The organism is Cupriavidus sp. GW823-FHT07A04, assembly GCF_058794615.1.
In genome coordinates this window covers 85,553-103,697 of the sequence record NZ_JBXAHA010000015.1, presented here as the reverse complement: position 1 = coordinate 103,697, position 18,145 = coordinate 85,553, and the positions used below count along the sequence as shown (strand labels likewise).

Annotated in this window: 16 protein-coding genes; 11 read left to right on the top strand and 5 right to left on the bottom strand. The window is 67.0% G+C overall.

The window, feature by feature from the left end; all coding sequences use genetic code 11:
- Positions 1–2 precede the first annotated feature (2 nt).
- On the bottom strand, positions 3–2,996 hold the full coding sequence (locus tag AC1Q7Q_RS25315; protein WP_492371189.1) for a transglycosylase domain-containing protein: 2,994 nt from the start codon (positions 2,994–2,996) through the stop codon (positions 3–5).
- A 264-nt stretch (positions 2,997–3,260) separates the two neighbouring features.
- On the bottom strand, positions 3,261–4,802 hold the full coding sequence (locus AC1Q7Q_RS25310; protein WP_492371188.1) for a methyl-accepting chemotaxis protein: 1,542 nt from the start codon (positions 4,800–4,802) through the stop codon (positions 3,261–3,263).
- A 245-nt stretch (positions 4,803–5,047) separates the two neighbouring features.
- Between AC1Q7Q_RS25310 and AC1Q7Q_RS25305 the strand changes: the two genes are divergently transcribed.
- The gene (locus AC1Q7Q_RS25305; RefSeq protein ID WP_492371274.1) at positions 5,048–6,604 is read left to right on the top strand and encodes a methyl-accepting chemotaxis protein; all 1,557 of its coding nucleotides are present in this window, start codon (positions 5,048–5,050) and stop codon (positions 6,602–6,604) included.
- A 50-nt stretch (positions 6,605–6,654) separates the two neighbouring features.
- Here the strand turns inward: AC1Q7Q_RS25305 and AC1Q7Q_RS25300 are convergent, their stop codons facing one another.
- On the bottom strand, positions 6,655–7,521 hold the full coding sequence (locus AC1Q7Q_RS25300) for a LysR substrate-binding domain-containing protein (protein WP_492371187.1): 867 nt from the start codon (positions 7,519–7,521) through the stop codon (positions 6,655–6,657).
- 137 nt (positions 7,522–7,658) lie between these two features.
- Between AC1Q7Q_RS25300 and AC1Q7Q_RS25295 the strand changes: the two genes are divergently transcribed.
- The 7 genes from AC1Q7Q_RS25295 to bluB all read left to right on the top strand — a co-directional run bounded on the left by AC1Q7Q_RS25295 (position 7,659) and on the right by bluB (position 14,157).
- Positions 7,659–8,246 (top strand): cysteine dioxygenase family protein, encoded by a 588-nt coding sequence (locus AC1Q7Q_RS25295; RefSeq protein WP_492371186.1) that lies wholly within the window; start codon positions 7,659–7,661, stop codon positions 8,244–8,246.
- A gap of 136 nt (positions 8,247–8,382) precedes the next feature.
- Positions 8,383–10,023, top strand: a complete 1,641-nt coding sequence (locus tag AC1Q7Q_RS25290; protein WP_492371185.1) for a rhodanese-like domain-containing protein — start codon at positions 8,383–8,385, stop codon at positions 10,021–10,023.
- A gap of 285 nt (positions 10,024–10,308) precedes the next feature.
- On the top strand, positions 10,309–11,316 hold the full coding sequence (locus tag AC1Q7Q_RS25285; protein WP_492371184.1) for a Bug family tripartite tricarboxylate transporter substrate binding protein: 1,008 nt from the start codon (positions 10,309–10,311) through the stop codon (positions 11,314–11,316).
- A 105-nt stretch (positions 11,317–11,421) separates the two neighbouring features.
- Positions 11,422–12,639, top strand: a complete 1,218-nt coding sequence (gene metC, locus AC1Q7Q_RS25280; RefSeq protein ID WP_492371183.1) for a cystathionine beta-lyase — start codon at positions 11,422–11,424, stop codon at positions 12,637–12,639.
- A gap of 57 nt (positions 12,640–12,696) precedes the next feature.
- Entirely contained in the window at positions 12,697–12,942 is a 246-nt protein-coding gene (locus AC1Q7Q_RS25275) for a FitA-like ribbon-helix-helix domain-containing protein (protein ID WP_492371182.1), read from the top strand.
- Complete coding sequence (locus tag AC1Q7Q_RS25270) at positions 12,939–13,358, top strand: type II toxin-antitoxin system VapC family toxin (protein WP_492371181.1); 420 nt, start codon at positions 12,939–12,941, stop codon at positions 13,356–13,358. The genes AC1Q7Q_RS25275 and AC1Q7Q_RS25270 overlap by 4 nt, the downstream gene beginning before the upstream one ends.
- Positions 13,359–13,479: 121 nt before the next feature.
- Positions 13,480–14,157, top strand: coding sequence for a 5,6-dimethylbenzimidazole synthase (gene bluB, locus AC1Q7Q_RS25265; protein WP_492371180.1), 678 nt, complete (start codon positions 13,480–13,482; stop codon positions 14,155–14,157).
- A gap of 16 nt (positions 14,158–14,173) precedes the next feature.
- On the opposite strand, the gene AC1Q7Q_RS25260 is transcribed toward bluB, so the two are convergent.
- Positions 14,174–14,644, bottom strand: a complete 471-nt coding sequence (locus AC1Q7Q_RS25260) for an Lrp/AsnC family transcriptional regulator (protein ID WP_045240794.1) — start codon at positions 14,642–14,644, stop codon at positions 14,174–14,176.
- A 172-nt stretch (positions 14,645–14,816) separates the two neighbouring features.
- On the opposite strand from AC1Q7Q_RS25260, the gene AC1Q7Q_RS25255 reads away from it, so the two are divergent.
- Positions 14,817–15,137 (top strand): hypothetical protein, encoded by a 321-nt coding sequence (locus AC1Q7Q_RS25255; protein ID WP_492371179.1) that lies wholly within the window; start codon positions 14,817–14,819, stop codon positions 15,135–15,137.
- A 54-nt stretch (positions 15,138–15,191) separates the two neighbouring features.
- Here AC1Q7Q_RS25255 and AC1Q7Q_RS25250 read toward each other — a convergent pair whose 3' ends face one another.
- The gene (locus AC1Q7Q_RS25250) at positions 15,192–15,905 is read right to left on the bottom strand and encodes an NUDIX hydrolase (protein WP_492371178.1); all 714 of its coding nucleotides are present in this window, start codon (positions 15,903–15,905) and stop codon (positions 15,192–15,194) included.
- Between the two features lie 191 nt (positions 15,906–16,096).
- On the opposite strand from AC1Q7Q_RS25250, the gene AC1Q7Q_RS25245 reads away from it, so the two are divergent.
- The gene (locus tag AC1Q7Q_RS25245) at positions 16,097–17,128 is read left to right on the top strand and encodes an SPFH domain-containing protein (RefSeq protein WP_492371177.1); all 1,032 of its coding nucleotides are present in this window, start codon (positions 16,097–16,099) and stop codon (positions 17,126–17,128) included.
- A gap of 80 nt (positions 17,129–17,208) precedes the next feature.
- A complete protein-coding gene (locus tag AC1Q7Q_RS25240) occupies positions 17,209–18,138 on the top strand; it encodes a diacylglycerol kinase catalytic domain-containing protein (protein ID WP_492371176.1) in 930 nt (309 codons plus the stop codon).
- The last annotated feature ends 7 nt before the right edge of the window (positions 18,139–18,145 follow it).

Sequence of the window (18,145 nt, the reverse complement as noted above, 5' to 3'; positions counted from 1 at the left end):
GCTCAGTGCTTGCATGCCAGCGGTGAACGCACGCCGCCGTCGCGCACCAGTGGCAGGATGGTTGGCGCCAGCGATTTGAGCAACTGCACGGACAGCGCGCTGGTGAAGGCATAGCGCGCGGCATAGGGCTCTTGCACGTACGCCGTGACGTTGCCGAAGTAACGGTCGCCAAGGAAAAACACGAAGGTGGCCGAGCGGCTGACCACGCGTGAGGAAATCAGCCTGCCGCCTGGCCCGTAGACTTCGTAGCGATGATCGCCCGTGCCGGTCTTGCCGCCCGCCACGATGCCGCTGCCAACCAGCGCCGACTTCAGCATGCCCGCCGTGCCCGAATCCACCACGCCGATCAGCGCGGCACGCACCACCTCGGTGATATCCTCGCTCAGCAAGCGCGTGCCCTTCTGCCCCAAGCCAAAGTCAGTCGCGTACGGCGTGCCCGCCGCAAATTCCAGGCTGCGCAGCGCCGTGGCCTGCTGGCGCACGCCATTGCCCTGCACGATGCCGACCAGCTCGGCCAACGCAGCCGGCCGGTCCCCCGCCGCGCCGATCGCCGAGGCATAGGACGCCGTGATCGCGCTGAACGGATAGCCCAGGCGCTGCCACCGGCGTGCAATCTCAACAAAGGCCTGGCGCTCCAGCTGGCTGCGGATGCGGCGCGTCTGGCCGCCGGGATGGCGGGTCTTGAACAGCCACGCATACACCTCCTGGCGTTGCTCGGTGCTGTCGCGCAAGGCTTCATCCAGGCTGGCATCGGGGCGCTGGCGCAGGTAATTGAGCAGCCATAGCTCAAGCGGATGCACGCGCGCCAGGTAGCCCCGGTCATTCAGCGAAAAACTGGTCGGTCCGTATTTGCTGTACAGCTTGGCCAGCTTCTCATCGGTCAGCCCCGCCTTGGGCAGGGTGGCGAGCATGACCTTGTTGAACTGCGCCGGATCGATGTCGGGATCGATGCTGCGCAGCGTCACCGCCAGCCCCACCGGCGAGAAGTGGCGGTTCTGGAGCACGCGCCTGGCCGCTTCCTGCTGGCTCATGCCGCGATACTTCCCGTAGAAGGCACGCAGGTAGTCGCTGCCCTCCTTGTCGGCAAAGCGCACCAGGTAGGCGCGGCGTTGCGGCGCGGCCGGATTGTTCAGCCAGTCGTCGGCATCGGGATGCAAGCGATAGGTTTCGTAGCGCACGATATCGCGCATCAGGCGGATAAAGACCAGGTTCACCGAGTGCTCGAACGCTTCGCGCACGGTCATGATCTTCATGTTTTCCCAGCGCTCGAAGTTGGTGAATGTCTGCAGCCCGCCCCCGGTAAAGAAGGCCTCTCCCGCGCTGCCGGAATAGCGGCGCAGCATGGCGGCTTCCAGCATGGCGCGGCGGCTCTTGTCGGGTGCGGCGAGCAGGTAGCTCAGTACCCACTGGGTCAGCGCATCCAGCTTGGCCGGCTTGATTTCGCGCAGCTCGGCGGCGGACATGCCGGCATATTTCTCGTGGAGCTCGGAGAGGATTTCCAGATAGGTCACCAGCGTGCGCAGCTTGGCGGTGGAGCCCAGGTTCAGCCGCGCGCCGCGGTTCAGGTCGAACGGCAGGTCCAGGTTGTCGGCTTGCACGCGCAGCAGGTTGGCGCCGTCGACCTTCTCGTAGAGCGTGAAGCTGATCGCCAGCTTGCCCGGGTCGTCGCCCTCGCGCAGCAGGTTGTGGCCGTACATCCCGAAACCATGCGCGCCGTCACGCGTGCCCGCCCGCAGCAGCGCCTCGGTGACCACCCGTTGCAGGCCCGTATTGATGGTGCTGTGGGCAGTCAGGTCGAGCCGGTCCAGCTCGTAGCTGCTGCCAAGGTCAAGATAGCGCAGCAAATCGGTGCGCACCCCGCTGATGGCCTTGCGCGAGATAAATGACACCTCCGGCCGGTCCAGCGCCGGGGCGCCCAGCGTCAAGGGCTGGGCCAGCGAAGCGTCGCGCAGCCAGGGCGGAATGGCGCCGGCGGCCGAGAGCAAGCGGATATAGCTGTCGGTCAGTTCTACCAGCGTGGCTGTATCGCGCCGCAGGAAATGCGATGGCCCGCGCTGCGCAATGATCAGCGAGAGCGCTTGCTTGAACACCCGCGCCTGCCGCTGGCCGAGTTCGCCCTCGCCCTGTCCCGCGCCGGGTCCCGGCCCGGCGGCATTCGCCAGCAAGCGGTTGGCCTCGTCGAAGTCCTGCCCGTACCAGGCCCACAGGCCATCGCCCAGTCCGTTGACCTCGCCCAGGCCGGCCCGGGCCGAGAGTGGCACGGTGTTGAGGTAATCCAGCAGGATGCGCTCCCTGGCGGCCACGGTGTTCGGGCCGTCCAGGTAGGCGCGCATCGATGCGCTGGCCATCTGGCGCAGCTTTTCCTTGGGCGAACCGGTGCGGCCGGCGCGCGAATGCCGGTATTTCTCGATCTGGGTAGCGAGCGTGCTGCCGCCAGCGGCGTCGTGCTTATCGTTGAAGAAATGCACGCCCTGATCCAATGCGGCACGCGTGAAGCGCCGCACGTCCAGCGCGGGATTGCGCGTGGGAAATTCGGGATCGAGCAGATCGCGGTTCTCGATGAAGAGCAGCGCGTTCACGAGCAGGGCCGGAATGTCCTCGAAGCTGGCGTAGGTACGAGGCGGTGTGCGCCTGGCGCCAAATGGCAGGTCATTGCAGTCAAGCAGGTCCAGGCCGGCCTGGGTTTTCTCGTGATAGGGCGCGAACAGGCCGGAGTCCGTCAGTTCCAGCATGCGGTCGGACCACTGCGCCTGGCGTTCGCGCCGAAAGCCCCGCGCTTCCAGCAATTCGGTGAACTGCGGCATCCGGCTATAGCCGAAGCGCAGGTCATAGGGGCCGTCGTCCGGAAAGCGGATGCGTTCGCTCGGGCCGTCCTTTACCGCGAAGGCGACGTCTTTCGCCCGCCCGGCAAAGTAGCGCGCCTGCAACCGCGAGGTGGCAAGTTCCTCGGCAACGACGGCGCAAAGGAGGTAACCGCCCCCTACGAGCAGAGCCAATACCAGGAGCCTGGGCCAGACACGTCGACGCACGATTCAGGTCCATTTGCGAGGAAACCGGGGCTTTTCCCGGCGCGTCGGCCTATGCCGGGCGCCTGCTGGCAACGATGGCACTATTCCACCACTCTCGTCACAACGTATACCCTAGTCCAATGGGGCCTAACGCACAAAGTGCGCGTGCGCCATCCCGGCGTTTCCTGCTGTCTTCCCGCCATTTCCTGCCACGCGCCGCCGCTCCCGGCGCTCCCAGCGCTCCTGGTCCGCCTATACGCGGAACGCCGCGATAGCCTGGTTAAGCTGGCGCGCCTGGTCCTCCAGCGACGCGGCGGCAGCAGCAGCCTCCTCGACCAGCGCCGCGTTCTGCTGGGTGGACTGGTCCATCGACGCCACCGCCTGATTGACCTGCTCGATGCCGCTGCTCTGCTCGACTGAAGCCGCCGCAATCTCGCTCATGATGTCGGTCACCCGGCGGATCGCCGCAACCACCTCCTCCATGGTGCTGGCCGCGCGCCCGGCCTGGCCACTGCCCAAAGCCACATGCGCCAGCGACGTCTCGATCATGGACTTGATCTCGCGGGCCGCCCCGGCGCTGCGCTGGGCCAAGCCGCGCACTTCGCCCGCAACCACCGCGAACCCGCGCCCCTGCTCGCCGGCGCGGGCAGCTTCCACGGCGGCGTTGAGCGCCAGGATATTGGTCTGGAAGGCGATGCCGTCGACCACGCCGATGATCTCCGCGACCGTCCTGGCCGCCGTGCTGATATCGCCCATGGTGGCCAGCACATCGCCCACCACCGCGCCGCCCTGGCTAGCCACCTCGACCGCGCTGACAGCAAGCTGGCTGGCCTGGCGCGCGTTGTCTGCGTTCTGGCGCACGGTGGAGGTCATCTGCTCCATGCTAGAGGCGGTTTCCTCAAGCGAGGCAGCCTGCGCTTCCGTTCGGCTGGACAAATCCGAGTTGCCTGCGGCGATCTGCCGGGTGGCCGACGTGATCGCATCCGAGCCCCGGCGCACCCGCCCCACGGTCAGCGCAAGGCTGGCCTGCATGCGCGCGAGGCCCTCCAGCAAGCGGCCCATTTCATCGCGGCGGGTGACCTGCACCGGGTGGCTCAGATCGCCGGCCGCGATGCGGTCGAATTGTGTCAGCGCCTGCTCCAGCGGCCCAACGATGGCACGCAGCAGGAACACCGCGCAGGCGGCCGCGACCAGCAGTGCCAGCACGATCGCGGCAATCACGCCATGGCGGAAAACCCGGTACGCCACCTGCGACGCCTCGAAATTACCTGCCGCCATCTTGAGCTGGAACTGGCTCAGCTTCAGGCTGCTGTCGTTGGCGTCCCGAAACAGCCGGGACAGCTTGCCATCCATGATCTGGTCGGCCAGCGCGCGGTCCTTGGCGCGCAGCGCGGCGATGATGGCGGCGATGCCTTCGCGGTTGGCGGCCTCCCGCTTGGCCGACACGGCCACCGCGAGCTGGTCTTCCTCGCTGTCGCGCGGCAGGGCCATGAAACGCTTCCAGGCCTCGTCAGAGCGCCGCGTGAGCTCTTCGGTGCGCTCCAGCAGGCCCGGGGCTTCCGGGCTGTCCGGGTATAGCATGGCGCGGTCCAGCGCGGTACGCGCCCGGGTGAGGCTCAGGTCCGCCTCGCCCAGCGCCAGGGCAGAGGCAAGCTGGTTCGAGTAAGTAGACTCATGGGCGTCGTTGGCGGCGCGCAAGCCAAGCAAGCCGGCCACGCCCACACCAAGCGCAAGCAGGAACAGCAGGGAGACGGTGGCAATGAGGCGGGCGCGGATGGTAAGGCTGGCAAGCATGTGAAAGAGGCCCGGATAGTGAAAGGCTGAAATGGCGCGCTGGGCGGAAAACCTGTCTATCGGTGAGGTGCAACAACAACTTGAGGCCGCGCCATCGGTTGTGCGCAAGACGGCACCTGAAGGGCGAATTCAGACACCGCGATTGATTTTGCGCAAACTTTCATGCGTCCGCGCGCCGGCTTCGGTCAAGTCCGGCCAAAGCCGTCCGTTAGCCCAGTGATCTCAAACCCCTGTTCCAGACGATGATGAAAAACCTGAGCGTGCGCACTGCCCTGCTGGCAGTCCTGGTGACCTTTGCCTGCATGATCGTGTTCGGCGCGGGCGTTGGCGTGCTCGCGCTGCGCGCCGCGGACCAGGCGACCGGGCGCGTGGAGCAACTCTCCGCCAGCGCCCTGCTGCTCAACGATGCGTACAAGGACATGACCCGTGCGCGCTCGGCGCTCGCGCGCGCCTACGCTTCGGCCCGCGAGGGCAGCACTGAAGTCAACGCCAGCGCGCTCGATGCCGCCGGCAAATCGCTCAAGCACTCAGCCGAGGCGTTGCAGCGCTTCGAGGCCGCGCCCGCGCAGGAAGGCCAGGACGATGCCCAGCGCCGACAGGTCGCGGATGCCGCTCGCCGGCATGCCGGCACGGTCGAGCGAGCCCTGGCCGCCTTGCGCGCGGGAGACCCCGCCGCCTACGCGGCGATCAACGACCGCGACATCACCGCCTCCGGGGCCGAGTATTCGGTGGGCGTCGAGCGCTTCCAGGAGCAAGCGAGCCAGTTGGCGCGGCAGGAAACCGAGACCAGCAGCGCGCGCTACCAGTGGGTGGTGCGGCTCGTGGTGGTTGGCATCACCGCCGCGCTGGGCCTGATCGTGGCGGTGCACCTCGGACTGCGCGCGGCCATCGTGGCACCTCTGGCCACGGCCGCCGAGCACCTCGACCGTGTGGCGCAGGGCGACCTGAGCCATCCCGCCGCGGCCGCCGGCAACAACGAGGTGGGCCGCGTGCTCGCCGCCGTGGCGCGCATGCAGGTGGCGCTAACGCGCACTGTCAGCCAGGTACGATCCAGTTCGGACTCGGTCAACATCGGCGCACGCGAGATCGCCGCCGGTAATACCGACCTGTCCTCGCGCACCGAACAGCAATCCGCGTCGCTCGAGCAAACCGCCGCCAGCATGGAAGAACTCACCTCCACGGTGAGCAACAACACGGAAAGCGCGCGCCAGGCCAGCGCGCTGGCCGCCGAAGCGGCGCGGCTGGCTACGCGCGGCGGCGACGACGTGCGCGGCGTGGTGCAGACCATGGGCGACATCAGCAGCAGTTCGCAACGGATCGCCGACATCATCGGCGTGATCGACGGCATTGCCTTCCAGACCAATATCCTGGCGCTCAACGCCGCCGTGGAAGCGGCGCGCGCGGGCGAGGCGGGCCGCGGCTTTGCCGTGGTGGCGGGCGAGGTGCGCGCGCTGGCGCAGCGCAGCGCCAACGCGGCACGGGAGATCAAGTCGCTGATCGACGACTCGGCCAGCAAGGTGGGCGCCGGCAACGCGCTCGTCGCCCAGGCCGGCCAGACCATGAGCGAGACCGTGGATGCCGTGGGCCGCCTGGCGCGGATCATGGAAGACATCTCGTCGGCGTCGCTGGAACAAAGTGCCGGCATCGTGCAGGTCAGCCAGGCGGTGACGCAGATGGAAGCCGTCACCCAGCAGAACGCGGCGCTGGTTGAGCAGGCAGCCGCCGCGGCCGGATCGCTGGAAGCGCAGGCGCGCCAGCTTGCCGAGGCGGTAGGTGCCTTCCGGCTCGCGCCGGCAGCCTGAGGGACCGCGGCGCCCCCCAAGGCCAAGCTCAAGCCAACCTCAAGCCACCTTCACACGGCCGTGATGCCGCGCTGCAAGGTGGTCTTGAGCATGGAAAACACCTGCCGCGCCACCGGGTTGGCCGCATTGGGCCGCGCCCACAAGTAGTACGTCACATCGGGCAAGCGCGGCAGCCCGTCCTTGTCGCCCAGCACCCGCATGTCGGCGCCCAGCAGGTCGATGCTGCGCGCCGTGATCCCCAGCCCGGCGCGGATCGCCGCCTTGATGCCGATCAGGCTCGGCGCGAAATACGCCGCGCGCCAGGGCACGCCAGCCTCCTTCAGTGCATCCAGCGCCAGCTTGCGAAACAGGCTGGGCTCGTCAGCCAGGATCAGCGGCACCGTGCTGCCGCTCTCATAGGCGAAATCCGCCGCGCAAACCCAGATCGTGGGTGAGGTGCGCAAGACCAGGCCGTCCAGGCTGGTGTCTTCCCGGGTGGAAACGGTCAGGTCGATCTCCCCCCGCCGCAACGATTCCATCAGGAAGGGGCTGCGCCCCACATGGATCTCCAGCCGCAGGGCGGGCGACGCACGCGCGATATGCGACAGTAGCGGCGGCAGGATCGTGTCGGCAACATCGTGCGGCGCCCCGATCCGCAGCGAGCCTGTCAGGTCGCCCTCGCGCAGCACGCGCAGCGCCTCGTCGTTCAGGTTCAGCAATTGCCGCGCGTATTCCACCAGCTTGTTGCCATGCCGCGTGAGCTGCTTGCCACGCCCCTGCCGCTCGAACAGCACCAGCGCCACCTGCTCCTCCAGCCGCTGCATCTGCTGGGTGACGGCGGACTGGGTGCGGTGCAACCGCTGCGCCGCGGCGCCGAAGGTACCGTGGTCGGCGATGGCCACCAACGTGCGCAAGAGGTCCAGATCGAGATTACGCATTCATTAGACTTGCTTAAGTATTTTCATGGGTGATTAAGTGGTTTCAGGTGCCGGGCTTCATTAAAGTGAAACCATGCAAGGTGATGTACCACCCCGTAAACCAAGAACCATCAAGACTCAGCAAGGATTCTAGAGACATGTCGATCGCACAACAACGCCAGGCCGCCGTCGGGGAGACGATTCAATCCATCAAGGAAATCGTGGCTAGCGGTGGCGTCACCCGCGAATCGCTGGCCAGCGTGCTGGGCCAGGTGGAGCAGCTCGCGGCCAAGCCGCACCTGTGGGCGCAGAGCGAATTCGCCCCGCCGGAGGAAGGCGAGCGCCAGGCCCGCTACCTGATCGCCGAAGACCCCGACCAGACCTTCGCGCTGTACCTCAACGTGATGCGCCCCGGCAAGCGCATCCCCCCGCACGACCACACCACCTGGGCCTGCGTGGCCGGCGTGGTGGGCACCGAGTACAACGACGTCTACCTGCGCACCGACGATGGCAGCGAGCCGGGCGTCGGCACGCTGAAGCACTCGCACACGGTGGAAGTGGGCCCGGGGTCGGGCATCGCGCTGCTGCCTGACGACATCCACTCGGTGGAGATCCGCGGCGAATCCGTGATCCGCCACCTGCACATGTACGGCCGCGCGCTGGAAACCCTGACCGGGCGCACCGCCTACGACCTCGAGACCGGCCGCTGCCAGGCCATGAGCGTGGGCGTCAAGACGCGCCGCTAAACGGCACCCGGGAGGTGCGGCGCTAAGCAACCCCCACCTCCCGGCTTCAGCCGAAGCCCATATCCAACGCATTTCCAGTTGCCTCCCGCCCGCGTGCGGCCAGGAGGCCTGGCCCCCTTCTTGCCTGAACAAACGCATGCCCGCCATCCTGAACACGCCCGACACCCGCTACACCCAGGTCGACCCGGTCACCCTCAAGGCCTGGCTGCACGACCAGGACGAGATTGCCCTGTTCGATATCCGCGAGCATGGCCAGTACGGCGAGGGCCATCCGTTCTACGCAGTGCCGCTCCCCTTTAGCCGGCTGGAACTGGATATCGGCCGCCTGGCGCCCAACACCGCGGCGCGCATCGTGCTGGCGGACAACGCCGACGGCGTGGCAGCGCGCGCCGCGCAGGCCCTGTCCACCCTCGGCTACACCCGCCTGTTCGTGCTGGACGGCGGCGTGCCGGGCTGGCAGGCCGCCGGTTACGCCTTGTTCGCTGGCGTCAACGTGCCCTCCAAGACCTTCGGCGAGCTGGCCGAGCACCATTACGGCACGCCGCGCGTCTCGGCCGCGGAGCTGGCGGCCATGCAGGCAGGCAAGCCAGCTCCGGTGGTGCTTGATGGCCGGCCCGTCTCGGAATTCCGCAAGATGAATATCCCCGGCGCCATCTGCTGCCCCAACGGCGAGCTGGCTTACCGGCTGCGCGACCTGGTGCCGGACCCGGCCACGCCGATCGTGATCAACTGCGCCGGCCGCACGCGCAGCATTATCGGCGCGCAAACCCTGATCAACTTCGGCGTGCCCAACCCTGTGTTCGCGCTGGAAAACGGCACCCAGGGCTGGTACCTGAACGACTACAAGCTGGAGCACGGCGGCACCCGGCGCTATCCCGACAGCGCCGCGCCTGCCGGGCTGGATGCCGCCCAGGCCGCGGCGCAGACAATGGCGGTGCGCTTTGCGGTGCCGCGCATCGATGCCGCCGAAGCGGGCGCGTGGCTGAACGACCGCTCGCGTACCACTTTCCTGTGCGACGTGCGCACGCCGGAGGAATACCGCGCCGGCTCAGTGCCCGGCGCCCAGAACGCGCCGGGCGGCCAGTTGATGCAGGCCACCGACCAATACGTGGGCGTGCGCCGCGCGCGCCTCGTGCTGATCGATGCCGATGGCGTGCGCGCCACGGTGGTGGCGAGCTGGCTGCGCCAGATGGGCCATGACGCCGTGGTGCTCGAAGGCGGGCTTGCGGCTGCGCTTGCCTGCGGCCTCGCCGCGCCCGCCGGCCCCGTGGCGCCCTCCCATGCCTTGCCGGGCATCGATGCCAGCTCGCTGGCGGCGGGCCTGGCCGGGCGGCAGCTGCTGGCGCTCGACGTGCGCGCCAGCATGGCGTATCGCGCCGGGCACGTGCCGGGCAGCCGCTGGTCGATCCGCCCGGTGTTTGCCCGCGACCTCGCTGGCGTGCCGCGCGACACGCCGATCGCGCTCATCGGCGATGACGATCAACCGGGTGTGGCCACGCTGGCCGCCGGCGAACTGGCCGCACTGGGCTACAGCGACATCAGGCTGCTCGCCGGTGGCACAGGCGCCTGGCAGGCGGCAGGCCATGCGCTGGCAAGCGATGCCGGCGATGGCGATGCAGCAAGCAGCCTGCCCGACGCGCGCTGCATCGATTTCCTGTTCTTCGTCCACGACCGTCACGACGGCAACAAGGAGGCCGCTCGCCGCTACCTGGCCTGGGAAACCAACCTGATCGGCCAGCTCGACGCCCAGGAACTGGCCACTTTCCGCTTCGCCTGATCCGCACAGCGTCCTTTCAACATGACCCGCCATCAGCGACCGAGCCCGTCATGCAGCCACCTCCCGCCTCTCGCGGCCGGCAACGGTACGCGTGGCTGGCAAGGCGAGTCGCAAGGCATTGATTCCCATCCGGCTCGACGGTGCAGCGCCAAGGGGACGCCCCGGCACTCCGGGGACACAGGGGCAAGAGGCAACAGCCGGTACGCCACAGCGGCCAGCGGGGCCAAAGAAGCCTGCCCAGCCGCCCTTCGCTCTGACATCTCTCTACATACACAGGGGTTTTTCATGTCACGCATCAAGCAAGTCCTGACCAGCACCTTTGCCACCGTCGCCACCGTCACCCTCGCCATGGCCGGCGCCCCCGCCAGCGCACAGCCGATGGCGCCGGTCGGCGGCTTTCCCTCGCAGCCGCTGCGCTTCGTCTCGCCGTTTCCCGCCGGCGGCGGCAACGATGCCGTCACGCGCATCGTCACCACGCGGCTCGGCGAAGTGCTGGGGCAGACCGCCGTCACTGACAACCGCGGCGGCGCCGGCGGCAACATCGGCACGCGCTTCGTCGCCGAGGCCAAGCCGGACGGCTACACCCTGCTGACCTCGCAGGTGTCGGTCATGGCCGTGAACCCGACGCTGTACAGCGCGCCTGGCTTCGACCCGATCAAGAACTTCATGCCGGTCACGCAAATCAATGCGGCGCCGCTGGCCATCGTGGTGGCAGCCAACGCGCCCTGGCAGACATTTGCCGAACTGGCCACGCAGGCCAAGGCCCAGCCGCAAAAGATCACCTTTGCCACGCCCGGCAACGGCACGCTCTCGCACCTGGTCGGCGTGGTGCTGGACAAGGATGGCGGCATCGCCTTGCAGCACGTGCCCTACAAAGGCGCCGGCCCGGCCATCAATGACCTGCTGGGCGGGCAGGTGAACGTGCTGATCACCTCGACCTCCTCGGTAGCGGGCTTTATCCAGGCCGGCCGCATGCGCGCGCTGGCGGTCACCAGCCCGCGCCGCCTGGGCGTGTTCGCCAAGGTGCCGACGCTGGAGGAGCTGGGCTACCGCAATGCCCGTTTCGAGGACTGGTACGGCGTATTCGCCCCCGCCGGCACCTCGCCCGAGCGCGTGGCCTACCTGAACCGCGCCATCCTGCAGGTACTGCAGATGCCAGAGGTGGTGAAGCTGATCAACGAAGGCGGCAGCGACGTGGTGGGCAGCAAGCCGGAGGCATTCGCCGCGCAGCTCAAGGGCGACATCGCGCGCTGGTCGCAGATCGTCAAGCTTTCCGGCGCCCGCGTGGACTGATCCGGGCGCAGCCGGTGCAGGCGGCATGGCTCTTGCTGCTGCCTGCCACCACAAGTTGTCATACCAGCCGCGCCACCCTGGCGCGGCACCCCACCAGGCCAAGCCATGAAGCCCAGCATCCTTACCCACCTCGCGCACGCCGGCCGCGCCAGCGCCGTGGATGGCGGACAGCCCGTCAACCCGCCCGTGGTGCGCGCCAGCACCGTGTTGTTCGACTCGGTGGCACAGATGCGCGAGATGCGCTCGCGGCGCGGCAGCGAACGCCTGTTTACCTACGGCGCGCGCGGCAATCCCACGGCATTTGCGCTCGAAGACATGGTCACCGAGCTGGAAGGCGGCTACCGCACGCGCCTGTTTCCCAGCGGGCTGGCAGCCGCTGCGATGACGCTGCTGGCCTACCTGCGCCCCGGCCAGCACGTGCTGCTGCCCGATTGCGTGTACGAGCCGGTGCGCAAGCTGGCCGAAGGTTTCCTGGCGCAGCACGGCATCGCCGCCAGCTTCTACGCGGCCGATGGCCACGACCTGCAAGCCAGGCTGCGGCGCGAAACCCGGCTGGTGTACGTGGAGGCGCCCGGATCGCTGGCCTATGAAATGTGCGACCTGCCGGCCATCGCCGACATCGCCCACCGGCACGGCGCGCTGGTGGCGGCTGACAACACCTGGGGCTCCGGCCTGCTGTTCCAGCCCCTTGCGCTGGGCGCCGATATCTCCCTGATGGCCGCGACCAAATACCTGTCCGGGCATTCGGACGTGATGATGGGCACCGTCTGCACCCTGGAAGCCGCCTGGCCGGCACTCGCCGCAGTGGCCGACGCCTTCGGCATCAGCGTCAGCCCGGACGACGCCTACCTGGTCCAGCGCGGCATGCGCTCCCTCGGCGCGCGCCTGTCCCAGCACGAGCGCAGCGCGCTGGCGGTCGCACGCTGGCTGCGCACCCGTCCCGAAGTGGCGGAGGTCTTTTGCCCCGCCCTACCCGGTGACCCCGGCCACGCACTATGGCAGCGCGATTGCCGCGGCACCAACGGCCTGCTGTCGTTCTCGCTGCGCGCAGCAGCACCGGACGCCGCCGAACGCTTTATCGACAGCCTTGCACTGTTCGGCATCGGCGCCTCCTGGGGAGGCTTCGAAAGCCTCGCCGTGATCGCCGACATGCGCGGCGCGCGCAGCGTCACCGACTGGTCCAAGCGCGGCCAGGTGATCCGGCTGCATATCGGGCTGGAGGATGTGGACGACCTGCTGGTGGATCTGGCGCGGGGGTTCGAGGTGATTGGCGCCGGCCGGATTGCCGGGCAGGCGTTGGAGGCGCGCCTGGATATGGCGTAGTGAACCAATCTGCGCCCTGTGCTAGCATTGCATGCATTGCTAGCACAGGAGATTGACATGGCGACATTGACCATCCGGAATCTTGATGAGGAACTCAAGGCACGTTTGCGCATGGAGGCCGCGCAGCACGGCCACTCGATGGAAGAGGAAGTTCGCGCCATTCTGCGGCGTGCGCTGAACAAACCCCCTGGCCCCGGCGCATTTGGAAGTCGACTGCGCCAGCGCTTCGCAAGCCTGTCCGATCCAGGGCTCGAGCTTCCCCCGCGCGACGACCAACCGCGAGCCGCGGATTTACCCGAATGATCGTACTTGATACCAATGTGCTATCCGAATTCATGCGAGGCCAGCCAGAGCCAGCGGTAATACGTTGGCTCGACCTGCACTCACAACATGAATACGCGATTACGGCGGTGACTGTTGCTGAACTTCTATATGGCATTGCCCGTTTGCCCGAAGGGCAAAGGAAAAGCGGGCTCCAGGAAGCGGCACTCCAAATGATCGCAGACGAATTCGCGGGCATGGTGCTTCCATTCGACGAACATACGGCCCCCCATTACGCCGCAGTCGTAGCTCAGCGGGAGCGATCTGGACGGCCCGTCAGCATGGCAGATGCGCAGATTGCAGCTATTTGCCGTCACCACGGCGCCGTGCTTGCCACTCGCAACGGCAAGGACTTCGAAGGAATAGGCCTGAGCTTGGTGAATCCTTGGCTCGAGTAACATCAAGCGTGTCAGCGCAAAGACTCAGCGCTACGTCCTGACCGTGGCCCTCGCAAGCCCACCTTGCGATCCGCCGCTTCGCACAGGCATACAATGCCGGCTTTTGCCCTTGCGCCCCGCGATGCCTGCACCCCTGACCGAAAGCTACTCCGCCGTTTTCTCGCCCGAGGAACAGGAGAGCTTCTACCGTCTCATCGCGTCGCGGCGCGACATGCGGCATTTCATTGCGGGCGCGTCGGTCGATGAGGCTGTCCTGATGCGCCTGCTGCGGGCCGCGCACAGTGCGCCCTCGGTGGGGCTGATGCAGCCGTGGCGCTTTATCCGCGTCGCCGATGCCGCCTTGCGGGAAGAGATCGCCGCGCTGGTCGAGGCCGAACGGCAAAAGACCGCCGTGGCACTGGGCGAGCGCGATGGCGAATTCCTGCGGCTGAAGGTGGAAGGCGTGCGCGAGTGCGCCGAGCTGTTGGTGGTGGCGATGGCACCGGATGACGGCACCGTGTTTGGCCGGCGCACCATGCCGCGCGAGATGGCGCTGTGCTCGGCGGCCTGCGCCATTGAAAACCTCTGGCTGGCGGCGCGCGTGGAGAACCTCGGGCTGGGCTGGGTCTCGATGTTCGCGCCCGACGCGCTGGCGGCGCTGTTGCGGTTGCCCCCGGGTGGCCAGCCTATCGCCATTCTCTGCCTCGGCCCCGTGCAGGCCTTCTATCCCGCGCCGATGCTGGAGCTGGAAGGCTGGCGCCAGGGCCGCCCGCTCGCGGACCTGATGTCCACGGACACCTGGGACCGGCCGGACGCCTGAAGCCCCATCTGGCCACTCAAGGCGCCACTGACGGCTCCCGCTTCATGCAGCGCAGCACGAAAGTGGAATGGCTGTGCCGCAAGCCCGGCAGCTTGTAGAGCTTGTGGCGCAGGAATTCCTCATACCCTTCCGTGCCCGCCACCGCTACCTTGATCAGGTAATCGTATTCACCGGTGAGCAGGTACGCCTCCATCACTTCCGGCAATTCGGCCAGCGCTTCGCCGAAGCGATCCAGCATGTCATCGTCGTGCCGGTCCAGCGTGACCTCGATCAGCACCGTATCGGGCAGGCCGAGCGCCTTCTGGTTCAGCAGGGCCGCATAGCCCTCGATTACACCGCTTTCTTCCAAAGCGCGCACGCGGTTCCAGCACGGCGTGGGCGACAAGCCAACCTGCTCGGCCAGCTTGAGGTTGGAGAGCCTGCCGTCGCGCCGCAGCGCACGCAGGATGCGGCGGTCGGTTTCGTCCAGTTTTGGGGAGGTTGCCATGTCTTCTGCCTACGATAAGGAAGGAATCACCATAAACTCTACCACTCACAGATAATTTATCTCCAAATTAATCAAAACAGGAGGCAATAAAGAAACCCATTCTGGGGTGGCGCTGGTAAATTTGTCGCATGCCTTCCCGGCCACAAACCCCACTAAAACTGCCGCCGATACCATGTCAACCTTGAACCTCGCCCTGCGGCTGGACCGCACTGACCTCTTCGGCGCCGTCGAATGGACGCTGGCCAACGCCCGCCGCACCGGCCTGCACCTGATCGACCTGTGCTTCGGGCAAGCAGCCGCGCCCTACCAGCTCACATTGTCGGTCGGCGCGGAAGATGCGGACCGGCTGGACCTGTTCGTCAGGCGCCTGGAAAACGGCGTGGACGTGCTGGAGGTCTTCGAGATAGCGGCGCCGGGCGAGGGTGCCGCCGAGGCGCCGGCGCGCATCGAGGCACGGCGTGACGTGGCGGAACCTTCGCTGGCATTGGCCTAGGCCGTTGCCAAAGAACCGGTCCCGGTACGCAACCCGGCACCGCGCCCGCCTGATTCAGCGCTGCTCGAAGCTGCGCGTGAAGTAGACCAGGCCGGCCTGCTCACGCAAGCGGTACAAGGAGGCCGGGCGGCGCCCGGTCTCCTTTTGCGCGCCCAGGTCTTCCAGCAAGTCCGCCGCGAGCATGCGGGTGCGGAAAGCCTTTTTTTCGAGAGGGCGGCCCAGCACGATCTCGTAGACATGCTGCAGTTCGCCTAACGTGAACGCGGCCGGCAGCAAATGCGCGGGCAGCGACGTGTACTCGGTCTTGCCCCGCACGCGCCCGAGCGCGGCGCTCAGCAGCGTGGCGTGATCAAAGGCCAGCGCCATCCCCACGCCATCGCCCTCCACCGGCGCCCAGCGCAAGTCGGCGGCGTTGCCGCCCTTCTGCAGAGCCAGCGTGTCATCCGCCAGCAAGGCAACGTAGACATGGGTGGTGGACCATCCGCGCGGATCGCGCGTGGCACTGCCCCAACTACCTACCTGTTCCAGGTAGGGACTATTGACCCCGGTCTTCTCCGCCAGCTTGCGCAACGCGCAGCCCTGCAGATCCTGGTCGCGTTCGATATCGACAAAGCCGCCCGGCAAGGCCCATTGGCCAGGAAATGGCTCGCCGGACTGTTGCGGCCGCTGCACGAGCAGGACCTGCAGCGCCCCCGCACGGATCGTCAGGATGACCACGTCGACGGTGGTCAGCGGGCGCGGGAATGCGGCAGTGGTGGGTTTCGTCATCGGGCGGGCGTTCCTGGAAGGAGGCGGTTCAAGCGGCTCAAGCGGCTCAAGCGATTGAAGCGATTGAAGCGATTCACGCAGGATTATAGATTGACAAGTGTCTCAGCCACACTTATATTAGTGGCACAGACACACTTAATGCCAGGCGCCCGGCGCGGGCGAATCCAACACCACCACCGGAAAGGACCACCATGTTCGGCATCCGATTCATCAAGGCAGATCCCACCACCTATCTGATGCAGATGAAGAGCGGCAAGATCATCTGCGAAGGCAGCGGCCAGTCGTTCTACTACTACGCGCCCACCACATCCCTCGTTGCGGTGCCCGTGGGCAGCCAGATCCTGCCGTATATCTTCGAGCTGATCACGACCGACTTCCAGTCCGTCACCGTGCAAGGCAACCTCTCCTACCGCATCACCGAGCCGCGCAAGACGGCCGCCATGCTCAATTTCGCGCTCAAGCCGGACGGCCGCAACTACATCTCCGAGGATCCGCAGAACCTGCGCACCCGCGTGGAGGGCGTGGTGGAGGTACTGGTGCAGCAGGCCGTGAGCGCCGAAACGCTGCGCTCCGCGCTGCAGGCGTCCGACCGCATGGCCTGCCAGGTCGAAGGCGCGCTCAAGGCGCATCCAGACGTGCTGGCCCTCGGCCTGGAAATCCTGTCGTTCTCGATGGTGGCCGTCAAGCCGCGCGCCGAAACCGCGCGGGCGCTCGAAGCCGAGGTCCGCGAACAGATCCTGAAGGCGGCCGACGACGCCATCTACGCGCGCCGCAACGCGGCAGTGGAAAACGAACGCGCCATCAAGGAAAGCGAGCTCGACACCGAAGTCGCGGTGGAGCTCAAGCAGCGCACGATCCGAGAAACCCAGATGGAAGCCGAAGCCGCGGTGCAGAAGAAACAGGCGGAACTGGAGGCCAGCACCATGGAGGCACAGATCACGCTGGAGGCACGCCGCAAGGAGTTCGTGGGCCTGGAGGCCGACAACACGCGCACCACCGCCGAGGCCGAGGCACACCGTCTGGGCGCCGTGATGCAGGCCCTGCAGGGCGCCGACGCGCGCATCGTGCAGGCGCTGGCCGCATCGGGCATGGCGCCGGGCCAGTTGATCGCGCAGGCCTTCGGCGGGATTGCCGACAAGGCCGAAAAGATCGGGCAGCTGAATATGTCGCCGGAACTGCTTCAGTCGCTGCTGGCACCACAGAGCAGCGGCCGCGCAAAATAACCGAAGATCTGCGCAGCTTTAAGACGCTTTAAGACGCTTCAAGCGGGATTAAGCAGTTAAATGAAAAAGGAGCCAGAACAATGAGCGCAACCGCCGATCGCAAGGTAGTGCTGGTGACGCGCAAGACACGGCTGGAAGAGCTGCTGGCGCGCTACCACTCGCTGGCGCAGGCACGCTTCTACCTCGAACACCTGGGCGCGGACATTACCGATTACCAGCGTGAGCACGACACCTATCTTGCCGCGCGCGAACAGGTGGCAGCCGTGCTGTCGCGCTGCCTGCGCCGGCAGGTGGTGGACCGCCAGTTCCTGCCCAACTTCCTGTTCGGCCCGGAAGACATCGTGGTGGCGCTGGGCCAGGACGGCCTGGTTGCCAACACCATGAAATACCTGAACGGCCAGCCGCTAATCGGCGTGAACCCGGATCCGGCGCGCCACGACGGTGTGCTGCTGCCATTCAAGGTGGGCGACCTGGCGCGCGTGCTGGCCGAAGCCATGCAGGACCGCCGCCCCGCGCGCCCGGTCACCATGGCGCGTGCCGAACTATCGGACCAGCAGGTACTGTACGCGGTCAACGACTTCTTTATCGGGCCGCGCAGCCACACCTCGGCGCGCTACGAGATCCAGCTCGGCGCGCGCAGCGAGGTGCAGTCGTCGAGCGGCGTCATTGTCTCCACGGGACTTGGGTCCACTGCCTGGCTCAAGAGCATCGTCACCGGCGCGCGCGCCATTGCGCAGCCAGACGGTGGCGCCGAAGCCGCGTATCAACCCTTGCCATGGGATACCGACCGGCTGGTGTTTGCGGTGCGTGAGCCCTTTCCGAGCCGCGCCAGCCAGGCCACGCTGGTCTACGGCAACGTGCCACGCGGCGAGCAGATCGTGCTGCGCTCGCTGATGCCGGAAACCGGCGTGATCTTCAGCGACGGTATCGAAGCGGATTTCCTGCAATTCAACGCGGGCACCGAGGCCCGCATTGGCGTGGCCGAGCGTAGCGGGCAGCTCGTGCAGTAGGGCCGCC

Excerpts from the sequence above, each read along its gene's own strand:
- metC (WP_492371183.1), top strand. The coding sequence starts at position 11,422 with ATGAAGCCCAGCATCCTTACCCACCTCGCGCACGCCGGCCGCGCCAGC.
- AC1Q7Q_RS25250 (WP_492371178.1), bottom strand. The coding sequence starts at position 15,905 with ATGACGAAACCCACCACTGCCGCATTCCCGCGCCCGCTGACCACCGTC.
- AC1Q7Q_RS25245 (WP_492371177.1), top strand. The coding sequence starts at position 16,097 with ATGTTCGGCATCCGATTCATCAAGGCAGATCCCACCACCTATCTGATG.
- AC1Q7Q_RS25240 (WP_492371176.1), top strand. The coding sequence starts at position 17,209 with ATGAGCGCAACCGCCGATCGCAAGGTAGTGCTGGTGACGCGCAAGACA.
- AC1Q7Q_RS25290 (WP_492371185.1), top strand. The coding sequence starts at position 8,383 with ATGCCCGCCATCCTGAACACGCCCGACACCCGCTACACCCAGGTCGAC.
- AC1Q7Q_RS25295 (WP_492371186.1), top strand. The coding sequence starts at position 7,659 with ATGTCGATCGCACAACAACGCCAGGCCGCCGTCGGGGAGACGATTCAA.
- AC1Q7Q_RS25285 (WP_492371184.1), top strand. The coding sequence starts at position 10,309 with ATGTCACGCATCAAGCAAGTCCTGACCAGCACCTTTGCCACCGTCGCC.
- AC1Q7Q_RS25305 (WP_492371274.1), top strand. The coding sequence starts at position 5,048 with ATGAAAAACCTGAGCGTGCGCACTGCCCTGCTGGCAGTCCTGGTGACC.
- AC1Q7Q_RS25310 (WP_492371188.1), bottom strand. The coding sequence starts at position 4,802 with ATGCTTGCCAGCCTTACCATCCGCGCCCGCCTCATTGCCACCGTCTCC.
- AC1Q7Q_RS25300 (WP_492371187.1), bottom strand. The coding sequence starts at position 7,521 with ATGCGTAATCTCGATCTGGACCTCTTGCGCACGTTGGTGGCCATCGCC.
- AC1Q7Q_RS25255 (WP_492371179.1), top strand. The coding sequence starts at position 14,817 with ATGTCAACCTTGAACCTCGCCCTGCGGCTGGACCGCACTGACCTCTTC.
- AC1Q7Q_RS25260 (WP_045240794.1), bottom strand. The coding sequence starts at position 14,644 with ATGGCAACCTCCCCAAAACTGGACGAAACCGACCGCCGCATCCTGCGT.
- bluB (WP_492371180.1), top strand. The coding sequence starts at position 13,480 with ATGCCTGCACCCCTGACCGAAAGCTACTCCGCCGTTTTCTCGCCCGAG.
- AC1Q7Q_RS25270 (WP_492371181.1), top strand. The coding sequence starts at position 12,939 with ATGATCGTACTTGATACCAATGTGCTATCCGAATTCATGCGAGGCCAG.
- AC1Q7Q_RS25275 (WP_492371182.1), top strand. The coding sequence starts at position 12,697 with ATGGCGACATTGACCATCCGGAATCTTGATGAGGAACTCAAGGCACGT.